This window comes from Accumulibacter sp. (assembly GCF_029255285.1).
In the GTDB taxonomy this organism is placed as follows: Bacteria; Pseudomonadota; Gammaproteobacteria; order Burkholderiales; family Rhodocyclaceae; genus Accumulibacter.
Window position 1 is genome coordinate 12,418 of sequence record NZ_JAPUVI010000022.1, and the last position, 16,288, is coordinate 28,705.

At 63.0% G+C, this 16,288-nt stretch carries 17 protein-coding genes; 2 read left to right on the forward strand and 15 right to left on the reverse strand.

From position 1 onward, the window contains the following. Window positions 1-304 precede the first annotated feature (304 nt). A complete protein-coding gene (locus tag Q1M07_RS01540) occupies window positions 305-1,669 on the forward strand; it encodes a hypothetical protein (protein ID WP_300449667.1) in 1,365 nt (454 codons plus the stop codon). Between the two features lie 113 nt (window positions 1,670-1,782). Next, a complete protein-coding gene (locus tag Q1M07_RS01545; RefSeq protein WP_300449671.1) occupies window positions 1,783-2,265 on the forward strand; it encodes a phasin family protein in 483 nt (160 codons plus the stop codon). A 69-nt stretch (window positions 2,266-2,334) separates the two neighbouring features. Here the strand turns inward: Q1M07_RS01545 and Q1M07_RS01550 are convergent, their stop codons facing one another. The 15 genes from Q1M07_RS01550 to nosZ all read right to left on the reverse strand — a co-directional run bounded on the left by Q1M07_RS01550 (window position 2,335) and on the right by nosZ (window position 16,122). Next, complete coding sequence (locus Q1M07_RS01550) at window positions 2,335-2,817, reverse strand: Lrp/AsnC family transcriptional regulator (protein ID WP_300449673.1); 483 nt, start codon at window positions 2,815-2,817, stop codon at window positions 2,335-2,337. Continuing rightward, window positions 2,814-3,293 (reverse strand): Lrp/AsnC family transcriptional regulator, encoded by a 480-nt coding sequence (locus tag Q1M07_RS01555; protein ID WP_300449676.1) that lies wholly within the window; start codon window positions 3,291-3,293, stop codon window positions 2,814-2,816. The genes Q1M07_RS01550 and Q1M07_RS01555 overlap by 4 nt, the downstream gene beginning before the upstream one ends. Beyond that, on the reverse strand, window positions 3,286-4,266 hold the full coding sequence (locus tag Q1M07_RS01560; RefSeq protein WP_300449679.1) for an AsnC family transcriptional regulator: 981 nt from the start codon (window positions 4,264-4,266) through the stop codon (window positions 3,286-3,288). Before Q1M07_RS01560 ends, Q1M07_RS01555 begins: the two co-directional genes overlap by 8 nt. A 5-nt stretch (window positions 4,267-4,271) precedes the next feature. Continuing rightward, a complete protein-coding gene (locus tag Q1M07_RS01565; RefSeq protein WP_300449682.1) occupies window positions 4,272-5,435 on the reverse strand; it encodes a cytochrome D1 domain-containing protein in 1,164 nt (387 codons plus the stop codon). Between the two features lie 163 nt (window positions 5,436-5,598). Beyond that, the gene (locus Q1M07_RS01570) at window positions 5,599-6,099 is read right to left on the reverse strand and encodes a TlpA disulfide reductase family protein (protein WP_300449685.1); all 501 of its coding nucleotides are present in this window, start codon (window positions 6,097-6,099) and stop codon (window positions 5,599-5,601) included. 14 nt (window positions 6,100-6,113) lie between these two features. Next, complete coding sequence (locus Q1M07_RS01575; RefSeq protein WP_300449688.1) at window positions 6,114-6,941, reverse strand: ABC transporter permease subunit; 828 nt, start codon at window positions 6,939-6,941, stop codon at window positions 6,114-6,116. 10 nt (window positions 6,942-6,951) lie between these two features. Beyond that, window positions 6,952-7,389 carry a protein NosL gene (locus Q1M07_RS01580; RefSeq protein ID WP_300449691.1) on the reverse strand — a complete coding sequence of 146 codons (438 nt, stop codon included), beginning with the start codon at window positions 7,387-7,389 and terminating at the stop codon, window positions 6,952-6,954. Window positions 7,390-7,402: 13 nt separating this feature from the next. Beyond that, window positions 7,403-8,275 (reverse strand): ABC transporter ATP-binding protein, encoded by an 873-nt coding sequence (locus tag Q1M07_RS01585; protein WP_300449694.1) that lies wholly within the window; start codon window positions 8,273-8,275, stop codon window positions 7,403-7,405. 12 nt (window positions 8,276-8,287) lie between these two features. Continuing rightward, the gene (locus tag Q1M07_RS01590) at window positions 8,288-9,250 is read right to left on the reverse strand and encodes a NapH/MauN family ferredoxin-type protein (RefSeq protein WP_300449697.1); all 963 of its coding nucleotides are present in this window, start codon (window positions 9,248-9,250) and stop codon (window positions 8,288-8,290) included. Further along, complete coding sequence (locus Q1M07_RS01595) at window positions 9,250-10,140, reverse strand: 4Fe-4S dicluster domain-containing protein (protein ID WP_300449699.1); 891 nt, start codon at window positions 10,138-10,140, stop codon at window positions 9,250-9,252. Before Q1M07_RS01595 ends, Q1M07_RS01590 begins: the two co-directional genes overlap by 1 nt. Window positions 10,141-10,145: 5 nt before the next feature. Continuing rightward, window positions 10,146-11,552 carry a nitrous oxide reductase family maturation protein NosD gene (gene nosD, locus Q1M07_RS01600; protein ID WP_300449702.1) on the reverse strand — a complete coding sequence of 469 codons (1,407 nt, stop codon included), beginning with the start codon at window positions 11,550-11,552 and terminating at the stop codon, window positions 10,146-10,148. A gap of 3 nt (window positions 11,553-11,555) precedes the next feature. Beyond that, the gene (locus Q1M07_RS01605; RefSeq protein WP_300449705.1) at window positions 11,556-12,545 is read right to left on the reverse strand and encodes a hypothetical protein; all 990 of its coding nucleotides are present in this window, start codon (window positions 12,543-12,545) and stop codon (window positions 11,556-11,558) included. Window positions 12,546-12,561: 16 nt separating this feature from the next. After that, window positions 12,562-13,296, reverse strand: coding sequence for a c-type cytochrome (locus tag Q1M07_RS01610; RefSeq protein WP_300449708.1), 735 nt, complete (start codon window positions 13,294-13,296; stop codon window positions 12,562-12,564). Window positions 13,297-13,406: 110 nt separating this feature from the next. After that, a complete protein-coding gene (locus tag Q1M07_RS01615; RefSeq protein ID WP_300449709.1) occupies window positions 13,407-13,724 on the reverse strand; it encodes a c-type cytochrome in 318 nt (105 codons plus the stop codon). Window positions 13,725-13,824: 100 nt separating this feature from the next. Beyond that, on the reverse strand, window positions 13,825-16,122 hold the full coding sequence (gene nosZ / locus Q1M07_RS01620) for a Sec-dependent nitrous-oxide reductase (protein WP_300449712.1): 2,298 nt from the start codon (window positions 16,120-16,122) through the stop codon (window positions 13,825-13,827). Between the last annotated feature and the right edge of the window lie 166 nt (window positions 16,123-16,288).

Sequence of the window (16,288 nt, forward strand, 5' to 3'; positions counted from 1 at the left end):
ACTCGCCTCCACGGTAGTGGACACCGGCGTCATTACCAACTGGTTTGACGCTTGCCGGGCTGGCCACCGCCGGGCCATCCGCGATCTCCCGCGTGACGGTAGGATCGCTCAATCGTTGACATCCGCCGCTCATCGCCTATGCTTGACGTGCGCTGCCGCAGGTCGACGCCTTGCCGAGTTCACCCTCGATACCGCCGTCGTCGATCGGCGCCCGGCGGATCGGCATCCGAAGGGCGTCACCAGCCGCGGCGGGCAAGTTTCGGCATGCCGGGAAGCAAAGATCTGATCACCAGGGGGGAGCACGATGCCCAAACGCGGGTTGAGCAAGGCTGGGGTGCGGTTGTTGTTCGCGGCGCTTGCCTTCGGCACAGCGGGCGCAGCACGCTACGCGGTGGCGGCCCCACCGCTCGAAGATCTGGTCACAGGCGTGCGCATCGATGTGGCGCAAATTTCCGTTTCCGGCATCTCGTCGGGTGGGTTCATGGCCCACCAGTTTCACGTCGCACATTCGGAGCACGTCATGGGTGCGGGCATCGTCGCCGGTGGCCCGTATTACTGCGCGCGCGGCAATATTTCCGATGCGGTGGCCAAATGCAGTCAGTTTGCCCTGCGCGAGTGCAAGCAGCTCGGGCTGGATGCCCAGTGGTGTGGCAAGACCAACATGGCGCCGAAGAATCCGGACGAAGTCGAACGGGCGGCCCGGGCGTCGTTCGCCGAAGCCAAGAAGCAAGAGGCTGCGGGGAACATCAAGCCGCTTGCCAATCTGAGGAACGACAAGGTTTATCTGATCAGCGCAGCGTACGACGACCTCGTTCCCCATACGGTGATGGACACCGTTTTTCATTTTTACGCGGACGCCGACAAGGCCGGCCTGGATAAAAGCAACATCGACTACAACCGAACCTTCCCCGCCCGCCACACCATGGTCAGGGACAGTTTCGACAAACCTGCCGGCCAGGTAGTCGGCACCTGCGCCATCCCGCCGGCACCGGCGACGGACGGTGATGCCTACATCGACGATTGCGAGGCGGTCGCCAAACGCTACGAGCAGAAGAACGGCTGCCTTTGTGCGAACCGGCCGGCCGGTGAAGCCTGCCCGCCGGCTGGCAAGGAGGTGGCGTGCCGGGATCTCCAGGATGTCGATCTGGCTGGCGCCATCCTCAGGCGCATCTACGGCGCCGCGGCGCTGGCGGCCGGACGCCTCCCGGTAGCGGAAGGCGACCTCCAGGCGTTCGACCAGCGACAGGTGTTCGCCAAGTTCTCCAGCATTCCGTATAACGCCTTGCAGAACGCCTCGATGGCCAGGGAGGGCTATGTCTTCATCCCCAAGAGCTGTAAAGAGGGCCGGCCATGCAAGCTGCACGTCGCCTTCCATGGGTGCCAGCAGGGCGGTCTGACCGACCGGCGGAGCGGCCACTCCGGCAATCTGTTTGCCAAGTTTGCGGGCTATAACGAATGGGCGCAGGCCAACGATCTCATCGTTCTCTATCCGCAGATTCAGGCGCGCGCAACCGTGCCGGTCAATCCACGCGGATGCTGGGACTGGTGGGGTCAGAACTACACCCATGAGGGTTACCACACGATGCGCGGCCAGCAGATCAAAGCGGTCGCCCAGATGGTCAACATCCTCGCCGGTGGTCAGAGCTTGCTCGACGTGGCGGCCGACTGACGGGCCGGGAGGCGGAGAGACAGGCCGACGTTTATTGTCGAATGCCGACGCGAAATAAACAGCGGCCATGGCGGTTCAATTTGTCGGCACAACTCGAACGGAGGACGAATAAAATGACAGATGCTTCAAAACTGCTGAGTGACTGGCTCAAGTCGATGTCCAGCCTGGATGTCAGCAAAGGCAGCGAACAGTTGCTCAACATTCTCGCCGGACTCAAGGTCCCGGGAGTCAACATGGACGCCCTGGTGGCCAGTCAGCGTGACAACCTGGAGGCCTTGAGCGCCTCCAATCGGGCGGCACTCGAGGGAATCAAGGCGGTTGGCGAGTGGCAGGTCAGGATTCTGCAGGAAACGGTGCAGGAATTGACGGCCACCCTTGGTCAGTTACCGAAGGTCAGCTCGCCACAACAACTCGTTGTCGCCGAGGCGGAAATGGCCAAGAAGGCTTTCGAGACGGCGGTCAACAAGATGCGCGAGTTGTCCGAAATCGTCACTCGAGCGAACCGGCAAGCAGCCGACGCGATAATCAACCGTGTCCCCGCTAGCCTCGAGGAAATCAAGGAGGTGTTGAAGACTCCCCAGGCACCCGGCAGTTGACCGCCAGCCCCTTCGCACCAGACACGGCCGACGCTGGAACCGGCCGCCGGCGAGGCCAGCCGCCGCCGGTCAGCGGCCGATCCGCAGGCCGGTCTTTTTGAGAATGCCGGTCGAGAAAAGGACGTCGTGCGGGCTGGCCGACCCGACCAGTTCGGCAATCACCGCCACCTTGGCCCGCACTTCCGCGCGTGAAACGCCATGCACCATGGCAAAAAGGTTGTACGGCCAGTGTGGCAGCCGGCGCGGACGGTAATAGCAGTGCGTCACGAAGTCGAGCCGGCCGACCGTCGCGCCAAGTTCGTCGATTCGCTCGTCGGGCACGTCCCAGACACTCATGCCGTTCGCCGTGTAGCCGATCGCATAGTGGTTGGGAACCGCACCGATGCGGCGGATGACTCCGTTCGCCAACAGGCGCGAAAGACGCGCCATCACTTCTTCGGCAGGAATGTCGAGCCGATCCGCCAGCTGGTGGTAGGGACGGGCGACGAGCGGCAGCCCACCCTGGGTGGCCAGCACGAGTCGTCGGTCCGTGCCGTCGATGTCGGCGTTCATCCGCGTACCGCGAGTTTCATTTCGACGAAGTACTCGCGGAGCTTCGGCAACGTAAGCACCGGCAGGCCACTGGCCTCCTCGATCGCCTGCACGGCGCGCCCGATGCCGTCGGCGGTTTCGGTAGCCAGCACGAACCACATATTGAACCGGCAATCGCGCTCACTCTCGCGCCGGTAGTTGTGAGCCACCTCGGGGAACGCATTGACGACCTCGACCACCCTCTGCCAGTCGGCTGCGGGAACGCTCATCGCCGCCAGGACGAAGGCGCCGCCCATACGCTCGACTTGGAACAGCGGCCCGAAGCGCGTCAGCACGCGCCGGTCGAGCATCCCCTGGAGGCGTCTGAGTAGTTCCTCCTCGCCGATTCCCAACTCACTGGCGGCTTGGGCGTAGGGTCGCTCGCAGATCGGAAAACCACCCTGCAGGTGATCGATGATCGCGCGATCCGTGTCGTCGATCTCGTCCGCCTCACGCATAGCGTGCGCCAGCCTGCTTGAAACGGGTAAGCGAGAACAATACGTCGTAAGCGTAGCCACCGAGGTTCAGACGGCGGCGCAGTTCGGCTATGTTCGCCTCGACTTCGGCGCGCGCCTGACCGTGAATCATGCAGAACAGGTTGTAGCGCCATTCCGGGAGAACGCGGGGACGCTGGTAGCAAAGCGTGACTCCCTGTTCGCGCGCCAGATTCTCGCCGACCTCGCCGACCCGCTCGTCGGGAATGTCGTGCACCAACATCGCGTTGGCCGTGTAACCGAGTTCGCGGTGCCGCACGATGACGCCGAAGCGCTTGATGATTCCCTCGGCGCACCAGCGGCGGATACGTTCGATGACCTCGCCCTCGTCGCAGCCGACACGGCTGGCGAGCACGGAAAAAGGCCGGATGAACAATGGCAGCCCTTCCTGCAGCGCCATCACCAGTCGACGTTCAAGCTCGCCGAGGGGTGTTGGAGGCACGAAAGCCTGCCGCGTCACCGTCGGAGGAATCGGTTTGTCGGTTTTGCCGTCGAGCGAGAAACCGAGGTCGATATGGTATTCCTGAAGCAGGGGCAACTGGAGAAGCGGGCAATCCGTCGCCTGAGCAATGGCACCCAGAGCGGCCTGCAGGCGGCCCTCGGAGCCGGCCGTAACGACGAACCAAAGGTTGTAACGGTGCTCGCGCTCGTAATTGTGGTTTACCTCGGGAAAGCGGTTGACTGCCGCGGCCACCGCCGCCAGCTTGTCGGCCGGCACGGCCATCGCGGCCAAGGTGCTAGCGCCGATCCGCTTCGGCGCGAAGACGGCGCCGACACGCGCCACCTTGCCTTCGCGGCGCAACGCATCGAGGACTCGCAAGACAGCAGCTTCCGCGACGCCAAGCCGCGCCGCCAGTTCGGCGAAGGGTGCCGGGCAGAGCGGAAAATCGCGCTGAAAGTCGTTCAACAGACGAAAGTCGAGCGCACCGTCGGTCATGGCCGTCAAAATCCCGTCCGGCCGGCGCGGCTCGTAAAGAAGATGCCGCTCGGCGCCTGCGCGGCAAACTCGCCGATCTTGGAGAACGTCGCCGTATCGTAGATCAGCACCTTGTTGTCGTCGCGGGCCGAAATCCAGACCTCCTCGCCGCGCGGCGTAAACTCCATGTGCAGGATCGCCTTGCCCGGCTCGAGGCTGCGTACCACCTGGCCGGTCAGCGTGTCGATCACCTCGACCCAGCCGTTGTCGGGGAAGGCGTAGTTGACCCACACCTGTCGGCCGTCGGGGCGCGCGATGACGAAAACCGGTTGCCCCCTGACCTTGATGCGGCCGACCTCCTGCCAATCACGGCCGGAGACGACCAGCACCTCGTGCCGCCCGACGGCCGGCAGATAAGCGTTGCCTTGCGCCATCGACCAGCCGCGCAGGTGCGGCATCTTGAAGACTGGTAGTTTTTCCTGGCCACGCCCGTAGTTTCCCAGAATACGGCGACTCCCCTGCTCCAGCCGCCAGGTATCGAGCAGAGCGACGCCATCCTCGCCGAACAAGCCCGCCAAGTAGTAGCGCCCATCGGGAGTGACAAGTCCATCATACGGCTGCAGGCCCGCCGCAAAGCGCTGTGTCGTCGGCCGCCGCGGATCGGAGAAGTCGCTTACCCAGATCTCCCCTCCATCGAACAGCGCGTAGGCGAAGCGCTGGCTCGACAGATCGGCCAAGCCGACGACCTTTGAAAAGCTTCCCGGAGCGTACTCGGCTGGAACTTCGGAGAGCAACTCGAGCGTCTCGGCATCGAAGGCCTTGATTCCGCCGGGACTGTAGTTCTGCGCAACGACGATGCGCCCATCCTGCGAGATCGAACCACCGATCGCATTGCCGGACTGCAGAACACGCTGGACGACCCGCGCGGCGAGCAGATCGACCTTGCTCAAGCCGCCATCGCGGCCGAAAACGTAGGCATGGCGACCGTCGCGTGAATAGACTACCGAGGCGTGCGACAGGTCGCCGAGATCGCCGATGCGCGCGTAGGGCTGACGCCGGGTCGTATCGACGAGCGTCACGTGTCCGCTGGCACGCTCGATGACCACACCGAGATCGCCAGTGCCGCGCAAAGGCGGTGCAGCACAGCCGGCCAGCAGAAAAATCCAAAGCAGGGCAAAGAGTCGGTTCATCGTCATGGCTCGAACAGCACACAGAAAACGGCAATGAGCCGCCTCGGCAACAGCCATTATCGGCACACGGGCCGCTTGGCGGCAAGCCTCTTCCCAAGTTTCTGCAAATTGAGGGCCTCAGATGTCGCGTCCCCGGCACGAGAGTCTCGCGGTTCGGCCCCGCTCACAGGACAGCCTCGATTGCGGCGCGCATTTCTGGCCGGCTCATCGCGCCGAGTTTGCTGCTGCGGATAGTGCCGCGCCGGTCGATGACCACGGAAAACGGCAGGCCGGACTTGCCGTTCCCCAGTGCCTGCATCAGATGCACGCTGGTCTCCAGACCACCGATCAGGGAAAGGTAGTTCAGGTCGTAGGCACGCGCAAAGTCGCGCACACCGTCGCGCTTGCCCTCCTCCTCGACCGCGATGCCGACGACGACCAAGCCGCGTCCCTGGTACTCGGCGTGTACGGCGGTGAGGTCGGGAATCTCCCGACGACAGGGTAGGCACCAGCGGGCCCAGAAATTGATCACCAGCGGCTGGCCCTTGAGCGATGCCAGGGCGAATGCCCGGCCATCGGCGGTGTTCAGCGTCAACGCAAAGAGCGCCGCGGTCGACGGCGGGTCGTCGACCGCCTTGAGAAGTGCCGGCGCTAACAGCAACAGCACAACGAACAGGCTTTTCACGACCTCTCGTCGGGTCATGGCAGATCGCTGCGACGGAAGGTCAGATAACCGAGCAGCGCGCACAGCGAACCGATCGCCAGCGGGTAGAGCAAAGCGTAGAGGCGATAGCCCCCGTTGCCGAAGAGGTCGAGGATGACATAGGCCGAAGGGCCGAGGACGATCAGTTGCGGGTCGAACATCGCCAGCGCGGCGGTGCGGAAAACCTGCAGCGGATTGAGGAGCGCGATGCCGACCGCCACTTCCGGCACCACGCGTCCCTGGATCATGACGCCGAGCAGGATGAGATCGAGGAACAGCAGCATGGACAGCCAGACCATGAAGGCGGCGCCTTGTGCGACGTCGGTGCCGCGCGCGAGCGTCGAAATCAGCATGCCGATACCCAGAAAGCACCAGGCCATGCTGGCCAGCAGGCCGGTGTAGTAGAAGAACATCGCCCATGGCACGTCGATCGACTTGAACAGCGACCACAGCACGGCGGCCAGCATGGCCGCGAAGACGGGTAGAAAAATGGTGACGTAACGCCCGAGAATCTTGCCCCAGAACCAGGCCGCGAGCGACACCGGCAGCGACAGCAGGTACTCGAAGACGCCCGCTTCGCGGTCGCCGGCCACCGAGCGCACCGTCGTAATGAGAACGAACACCGGCAGGATCGCCATCGTCAACTGGATATAGGTCACCAGCAGGCGCGACAGGCCGATGAAACCGAGGACGCGCGATTCGGTCAGGCCAAAAGCAAAGAGGAGAGCGACGATGCCGCCGAACACCAGGCTATAGATCAGGAACCAGCGCGCGCGCAAGGATTCGACGATGTCCAGACGGGCGGTGAGCAGCAGTGCTTTCATGGATGCGGCCTCACTTGCCGCGCGCCAGAAGGCGCTGCTTCATTTCCGGATACGACAGCGTACCGGCTTCGGGAACGGCCAGGGCCGCAAAATGGTAGCCCATCGGGCTCTTCTTTCCCGGCAGATAATGCGCTTGGCGAGCGTCGAGCCAGCCGGAGGCGCGATAGTCGGCGACCCAAAACTCGGTACCCGCCGTTTGCTCGTCGAAAGTCCGTTGCGCCAACCAGAAGACCGCACAACCGATGTCGTCGAACTTCCATATCTTGTGCTCGGGATCGCGAATCTGCGCAGCGAAACGCTGGTCGCTGATCACCATGCCGCAGCGCGCATCGGTATCCCGGTCCCACTTGATGGCCACCGGCCCGCTCGCCGGCTCGCCGCCGCAGCCGGTAAGCGAAAGCCCGACGCCACTACCCAGCAAGGCGGCCAGGAAACGACGTCGCTTCACGCGTTCCACCGCCTCATTGCAGGACGACCCGCGAATCCACTTCCTGCATCTCGATACGCGACAGCAGGCCGACGTAGCGCGAAACCATGCCGAGAAAGCGCAGCCGATCGGGGCCGGAAACGCTGCCGTGCCACTCGACCCCGTCACGCCGATCGACAAACTGCCACGTACCGAGCGTCTTGGCGATAGCGGCATCGGCGCGCGACAGGGTCAGGTGTACCTCGAAGAGCGCCGACAGCTTCGACTCTTCGGCCACGCGATCGTCGAGCACGATTCGGCCGGTGTCCATTTCGACGACGCGATTGACCAGAGACGCGACCTCGTCGAGGCGGTGGCTGGAAATGATCATCGTCGTATTGTCGAGCCGCTCGGCCAGCAGCCCGAAAAAGATGTGCCGCGCCTCTGGATCGAGGTTCGCCGCCGGCTCGTCCAACACGAGCAACTGGGTGTCGCGACCCAGGGCGATGGCGATCAGGAGCTTCTGCTTCATGCCGCCCGACAGGCGGTTGAAAGGCCGTGCCAGGATCTCGTCGACCGCAAGCCCCAGCCGACGGGCGACAGCGCGGATGCATTCGGCGTCGGAACGGCAAACGGCGGCCGCAAACTTGACCAGTTGGCCGACCGGCATCTTCAGCGGCGGCGGCAGCTGCGGAACGAAGCCGACCTTGCCGAGCACCCGCGTCCGCTCGTCGCGTGGCGAATGGCCGGCTATGGTCACCGTGCCCTGATGCGTGTATTCGCCGAGCAGGCAGCGAATCAGCGTCGTCTTGCCGGCGCCGTTCGAGCCGATCAGAGCAATGCGCTCGCCAAGTGCCACCTCGAGACTGACGCCGTCAAGAACGCGATGCTTCTTGAAGTCCTTGCCGACGTTTTCAAAACGGATCATTGGCGCGCTTTCTCAGAGCAGCCTGTCGAGGCCCTTGACCGTGAAGACCAGAGCCCCGCTCGGACAGACATCGACGCACAGACCACAGCGCGTGCAATCCGGACCGATCGGTGTGTGCAGTGCGGCGGCCCGCCCCTTGATGACTACGTCAAGGACATGCGGCACCAGACAGACCTTGCGGCAATCGCCCTCGTGGAAGCACTTCTCCAGCCGGTACTCGATGCGCAACGGTGAAATGCTGCCCACCATACCATAGGTCAGGCCGATCGGGCAGACATAGCGGCACCAGGCGCGGCGCGAGTAGACGACCTCGAAAACCAAGAGCAGCAGAACCCAGCCAAGCGCGAGCGATGGACCGTAAATCAGTGCCCGCGACAGGATGCCGGTCGGCGAGAGGGTCTCGAAGACGGTGTAACCGGTCGACATCGCGAGCAGCGCGAAAACGACCCAGAAGACGGCGCGGACGCCACGGTGGAACTCGTGATCGCTGACCCGTTTGCGCGCCACCAGTACGAGGTGTAGCCATTCGAACCACTCGGCGAGCAGGTGATAGGGGCAGACCCATGAGCAGAACGAGCGCCCACCGAGCAGCGCCCAAATGACGAACACGGTGGCCGTGCCAATGAACAGATTGACGATGATGTGCTTGTGCGCCAACATCACCTGCAGCGCCGAGTTGAGGTCGATCAGGTGAAAGCCGACCAAGCGCGAGGCGGTGAGCGCGCCTTCGAGCATCTGGATGTCGAGCCAGAACGAGAAGGTGAACAGGAGGTTGACGAGAAGCAGGACCGCCCAGCGCCGGTTGCGCCACTTGTGAGTCACCAGATTATGGTCGCGGGCATGCTGCTTGAGCGCCTCGAAGTCGGCCTTGGTCATCCGCTTCAGGCTGTGCACCTGCTTCGCTTCCGGCGTCACCACGACGGGCTTGCGCGGTGCGGCGCCGAACATCACGCGCAGGCCTTCGAGCTGGCTCATCACGCTCTCCAGGGCTGGCGCGGCTCGACCACGATCGCCGCCGGATCGACCGGGCAGATCATTTCGCAGACACCGCAGCCGACGCATTGCTCAAGCACTTGCGGGCGATAGTGCTTGCTGCCGTCCTCGGCAATCGTTTCGTTCATCGTAATTGCGTCCTTGATCGGGCACTCGCTGACACATAAATTGCAGAGATCGCGCTCGTAGGGATGATCGCGCAGCGCGATCGGCTTCCAGCGATCGACCGCCACGTCGCGCAGCCTTCCCAGGTGGTCGGCACCACGAGCGAGGCCGCTGAAGCTCCTCCCCTGCACCGCGAGGCACGCGTCGGGGCGCGACAGGCGCGCAACGCCGATGCGCTCGGCCAGGTTCAGCGTCGGTTCGGCGTCCATCTCCTTGGCCTTGAGCACCGGCGCGTGGGCCAGCGGCATGCCGGCCCGCGTCGCCAGCGACGCCGGCTTCCGGTAAGTCAGCGATCCCGTCGGGCAGGCCAGGATGCACTGCACGGCGTCGCAGGAAAAGTCGCAAGCCTGGGCACGCGCATCGATGTACGGGACGCCGAGTCCGAAGCCGCTTGCCATGTCGTCGAGCCGGATCGCCGCCACCGGGCAGACTTGCACGCACTGCCCGCACTTGATGCACGAGGAGAGGAGATCGCTCTCCTCAAGCGCGCCTGGCGGCCGCAAGCGTGACCTGCTGGCGCTGGCCACCGGGATGTAGCCCAACATCGCCAGACCGAGCACGCCGCCGACCATGAACGCCGAGCGAATGAACTTGCGCCGCGTGCTCTGCGCACGCACGGGTGCCCGCCTGCCGCTCGCCGGAGGCTGTGCCACCGGCTCGGCGTCGGGCGCGTCGTTTCCCTGCTCAGTGCTTGGCTGATTCTTCATCTGCCTTACCCCTGGCCGCTTGCGGGCCCTTTGTTGAATATCGGCCGCTCGTCGCGCAACAACAGGACGGGTGTCGAGAAAGGAGCCAGCCGCTCGAGAAAATCCAGCATTTCCATCATCGGTGCGTTGCGGAAGAAGCGGGCGTAGGGAATTTCCATCCACAGTTGGTCGGCGTAGGCATAGAGTTCGTGCGGCCGATCGCCGACGTTGTCGAGGTCGCGATCGAAACCCTGATAGTCGTCCCAGTAGTTGCCCTGCCAGACGTTGTGGCGCGCACTACCGGTGTCGCCCAGGGCCACCTGGCTCAGGTTTCCCTCGAAAACATTACCCTCGACCCGGGTGCCCTCCTTGTCGGCGAGAAAGCTGATGCCCACGCCGTTGTAGGCGATTCGGTTGCCACGAATCGTGATCGTGCTGTCGGGCTCGAAGGGCGACATGTCGAGGCCGACGCCGACACCACAATAGATGATCTCGTTGTCCTCGACCAGCACGTCGGACGCCTCCTTGAAACCAACCGCCATGCCGGTCGGCCCGTTGGCACGCGAGAAGAGGTTGCGGCGAATCGCTCCCCCTCCCGAATACATGACGTAGACGCCTACCGCGTTATCGTAGAAACGATTGCCCTCGACCAGGTTGTTGGCGGCAAACATGAAGTGAATCGAATAGCGGCTGCGTCGGGCGACGTTGTCCAGGTAGCGGTTGTCGTTCGAGTACCAGGCGACCATGTCGCGCGAATCCTCGATGACGTTGCCGGCGATCAGGTTGCGGTGGCTGTACCAAAGTCGAAGGCTGTCGCCACGCGTACCGAGGTCGAAGGGCTTCGAGCGAATGTGGTTGCCGCGCACGACGTTGTCGTTCGACTTCTTGAGGTCGATGCCGAACAGGCAGTCGTCGATGCGCAGGTTCTCGATCACGTTGTGGTCGCCGCGAACGTTCAGGCAGGCGTCGTCGGAATCGTGCGACACGCCCGAATGGGTCAGATGCAGACCGCGCAGCACGGCCCGGCTCGCCGCAAGAACGAAGACCGTCCCCTTGCCGCCACCATCGACGGTCACTTTTCCTTTCCCGTCTATGGTCAGCGTCTTGGTCACCACCACCGGACCGGAATAACGGCCCGGCTCGAGTGTCAGCACCGATCCGTCGGGCGCCGCGTCGATCAGTTTCTGCAGGAAAGGCAGCCCCGGTACGCGTGGCGATTGCGGGATTGCGGCAGTTTCGTCGATGCTGCCCCAACCGGCGGCGGCAGGTGCGCCCATGCCACCGAAGCGGCTCGTTTCGCCGACCGGCGAACCGCCACTGCCGCGCGCACCGCTGCGCTGCAGCGCGGTCAGTGCGTCTTCGGCGCCCGGCGAGGGAAGTACCACCAGAGCAAGCCCGCCAGCCAGCCCGGCGGCGAGCAGACGACTGAACATGGCCTACTCCGCCGACCCCTCGCGCAGTTGTCGGCGCCGGATCAACAGCGCCAGCAGAAGGCAGACCATGACGACGACGAGCAGGGCGTAGCCCCAGTAGGGGTACGAGTAGGTGGAGAACTGCGCCACCTTGCCCTCACCGAAGACGGTCGGCATGAAAGGCTTGAGCGTGAAGGCGCCCCAGGGATGCATGTTGTGCCCGAAGAACCACAGCCAGCCGGCGTAAGTGACGAGGAAGACGACCGGCAACAGCGCCGGAACCAGCGCCAGCAATAGAGAAAAGCCACGCATCCGGGCGACGCCGACGACCAGGATCAGCATCGCAATGAGCGTGCCGGCAATGACCAGGTGGGTGACCGTGGCGACCTTGTCGCCCCATACCTTGATCTTCTCGGGCTCGTTGAAGAAGGTTCCGGTCTCGCTGACGTACTGCGCGACATGCCTCGCCAGCCCGCCCAGCACATACTGGTCGACCAGCATCCAGCCGGCGACGAGGGTGAAGCCGACGGCCAGCAGCAGAACACGCGTCCTGCGGCGAGGCGACAGGAATCCGAGCAGCATCACCGTGAACATGCCGAAGAAGAACTTGGCCAGCGGCTTCTCGACTGGCGCGCCGGTGGCAATCGGAAACATCCCGACATAGTGGTTGATGGTGTTCATCTCATGCACGCAATCGAGCCCCTGCGCACCCTGGTCGAAGTCCTTGCCCTTGTCGGTGATCGGGTTGTAGCGCTCGTCTTCGTGCGAAATGTCTTTTTGGATGATCTCGCCGGCCATGCGCGTTCCCTTGCCGGCCGCCTGGCAGCCGTTGAACACGCCGTTGAAGTGAAAATGAATGCGGATGCCGTCCGGGAAGGCATCCGGCGGGTAGTTTGGTGCCGTCAGCGAGACCCACCAGATCGGTGAAAAGTAGGCGACGATCATCAGTACCATCGCCACGGCGGTGAGCGCCGCGACCATCAGGTGCTGCTTGTTGGCGGGTACGGCCGACATTCCGCGATGCTCCGGCTTACTTCTTCTTAGCCGGCGCCTTCGCCTTGCACATGTTGCCCGGCATCACCAAACTCGCCTGGTAGGCGGAAATGGCGACGAGTTGGTCGTTGTTGTACTTCTTGATGATGGTGACCATATCCGGATTGGCGTTGCGCCGGTGGCCGTCACGAATCTCGGTCATCTGGCGCAACAGGTACTTGTAGTGCTGACCGGCGATCACCGGATAGAACTTGTCCTTCGCTCCTTCGCCGTTCGGGCCATGGCAGTTCTTGCACTCTTTCTCGTACAGTTCCTTGCCTATTGCCAGTTGCTTGTCGAGATCCTTGCCGTCGTACTTGCCGTGCTCGAGCGGGATGCAGAGCTGCTCGATATAGGCAGCGACATCGGCCAGTTCCTGTGGATCGGTCAGAGTCGCGGCGAACGGATACATCGTCGGGTTGTCGCGCAGACCGGCCCGGATGTCGGCCATCTGCTTGATCAGCACCGTCGTATGCTGGCCGGCGAGTTGCGGGAAAGTGCCGTCCGGACGGCCGGCACCCGATGGCAGGTGGCAGGCGCCGCAGACCTCGTAGGCTTCCTCGCCGCGCTTCTTGTCGCCTTTGAGCTTCAGCGCTTCGATTTTCTCACCCTCTTGGGCGTTCCACTTGTAGTCCTTGCCCTCGATGCCCTGCGCCTTGGGTGCCGGCGGTGCCGCCTGCGCCACTCCGGCGGCAATCACCGCCAGAGAAACCGCCAGAATCAGTTGTTTCATTGTTCACTCCCTGTCGTTTGAGAATCGATACGCGTCAATCTAGCAAGCGCTCCCGCGTTTGGCGTTGATAATTGTCAAGTCACGCGCGGCCGCTCGCCGGCCACGTCTCCTCAGGGCTTGAGCTTGGCGATGTAGTCGGCCAGTACTTTGATCTCTTCGTCGCTGACCAGGTGCATGACGCCCTTCATGGCCGCCGAGTTGCCGTTCGCCCGCGCGCCGCTCTTGATGTCGAGCATCTGTCGTTCGATGTACTTGGCGTTCTGACCGGCAATCTTTGGATAGTCGGGCATCAGTGCCTTGTTGCCGGCCGGACCATGGCAGGCGTTGCAGGTCTTCTCGGTGTACAGTTTGGCGCCGTCGGCGGGTGGCGCGGCCATTACGGGCGCCGCCACGGCCGTCAATGCGACAAAAGCGAGCCGCTTGTGCATGGAAATTCCTTTCTTGATGGGAAAGCGGGGACCAGAGTCACTCTGCTCCCCGCAAGTTGCCTGTTTATCGATCGAGACGCGTGCGCTTTATCTGCGCGGGCTACTTGACCTTCTTGGCGCCGTTCTGCTCGAGATAGGTCTTGGCGCGCAGGCCGAGGTCGGCGGCCTTGACCTGGTATTGCCAGATCTGCTCGGTCCACAGCGCGGCGTTGTTCCAATCTTTCTTGCCTGCCGCTTCGTCCGCCTTGGCCCTGGCGTCCTTGATCTTGCTCAACTGATCGACCGCGTCGTCCATCATGTTGACCACATCCGGGAAGTCCTTGTAGTTGACGCTGGTGATGTAGCCGACCACCGAGTCGATCACCGCCTGCGTATCGGTCACCTTCTTCAACTGCGCCTTGTAGTCGGCCTCCGTATAGTTGGCACCTGCCGCACCGGCGGTTTTGCTCGGTTTCCATCCTTTAGGCTTGACCAGCAGGTAGCCCTGCATCTCGAGGTGCAGCGCCGAGCAGAATTCCGTGCAGTAGTACGGGTAGACGCCTTCCTTGTCGGCTTTGAACTTGACGGTCACCGTCTTGCCAGGTTCGACCGAGGCGTGTACGTTGTAGGTCGAAATCGTGAAGCCGTGCGTCTCGTCCTGCGCCCGCTCGAGGTTGGTCAGGTGGATGGTGACCTCGTCGCCGACTTCGGCCTCGATCGTCTCCGGCGTGATGTGCGAGCGGATCAGCGTCCCGAAAACTTCGATCTTGTTGCCTTTCTTGACCGTCTTCTCCTCGCCGGCTCGTACCGCACCCGGGTTCGGCTGGTCGGTGCGGCTGTTGGTGCCGACCTTGTAGCGCACACCGGGCTTGAGCTTGCCGGCTTCGATGGCGACCACGTAGTGCGGCTCACCGAGCGGCAGAGGCATGTCGTACAGCAACTGCATCTTGTCGTCGCTGATGTCGATCAACTGATGGTTCTGCGGGTGCAGCGGGCCGACCGGAACGAAGCGGTCGATCGCCAGCTTGTTCAAGGCAACCAGATAGCGACCTTTCGGATCCACCGAATCGCCTTCCATCGTCATCAGGTGACCGATGTTGTAGTGCACGCTGATCTTGTCGAGCACCTTGCCTTCGCAGAAGTTCCACTTCACGACCTGCGAGTCAACGTAGAGCGAGGTATAGGCCACACACGGCTTGGCGTCGTACTGCGTATGCAGCGGGCCAAGGCCCAGTTGCACCTGCGTATGCAGCGCATCCTTCATGTTGATCACCGGGATGCCGTAGGGATCTTTCGATTCGAACTTGCCGGCCTTGATCGCCGCCTGGATCTTTTCGAAGGAGTACACCGAGACGTGCGTATCGAGTTTGCCGGCGACGGTGATGAACTTGCCGTCCGGCGTCACGTCGACGCCATGTGGTGACTTGGGCTCCGGAACCAGGAAGAGAATGCCTTCCTTGATCGCGGTTTCCATCATCAGCACGTCGTGGCCGTTGATCTTCTTCGCCTTGCCGGCGGCCACCAGTTCGGCCGCCTTCTTCCAGTTGATGACGTGAAGATAGTCGGTGTCCTTGGCCGAACAGCCCGCTTCATAGGGCGGCCTGCCCTTTTCGATGCCGCCGACGTAACGCTCGCTACAGAACGAATTGGTAAACGACCAGCCGTCCGACGGGCCTTTGCCGGCGTCCGACAGATCCTGGCTGTACGGTGGCAACTCGAGCGAGAACGACTGCTTGGGATCGATCCGCCCCGCCTTGCGGTCGAACTTCCAGTAAGTGACGCCGCCACGGTACTTGTCGTTGAACTCTTCGAGCGGATAGAACTTCTTGTTCTCGAGCGGCGTCGCGTACTGCGCCGCTTCGATCACGTACTCGGTGTTGGGCGTCACGAAGGCGCCGCCGTGCTCGGACTTGTAGATCGGGTTGACGACGATCTGCTTGGTCTCGAAGTCACGCAGGTCGATCACCGCCAGGCGCGGGTTCGCCTTGTCGTTGATGAACAGGAACTGCCCGTCGTACTTGCCCTGCGTTTCGGAGATTGCCGGGTGGTGCGTGTCGCCCCAGTTGATTTCCTTGCCGTCGATGTTGCCCTGGCGCAGAACCGCTTTCGACTCTTCGTCGAAGCCATACCCCTGCCAGGGCTCGGGCGTGAACACGCCGATGTACTTGAGGATGCGCATCGACGGAATGCCGTACACGATCACCTGTCCCGACTGGCCACCCGAAGAAAAGGCGACGAACTCGTCGCGCTTGCCGGTCGGAACATAAGTCTTGGACGCCGCCAGCAAGTCCTGCTGCGAAAGGTTCCGGCGCTTCATCACGTCCTGCAGCGATTCGGCGGCGTGCGCACTACCGGTAACGGCGAAGCCGAACCCTGCGGCCAGCAGCATGGGCGCGACATGCTTCGTGCGGAATTTCATATTAGCTCTCCCTGTTGTCAGTTCGGGTGCTACCCTATTCGTCCCCATCGCCCAGCAGCCATGCGCCGCTGCGGCAATATGTCGCACATTGTGGTGGCAAGCGGCGGTGGATAATTTAAGGTGGATCAAAGTTTCGCCATGCCGTGGCAAGGCACACCGGCTTTAC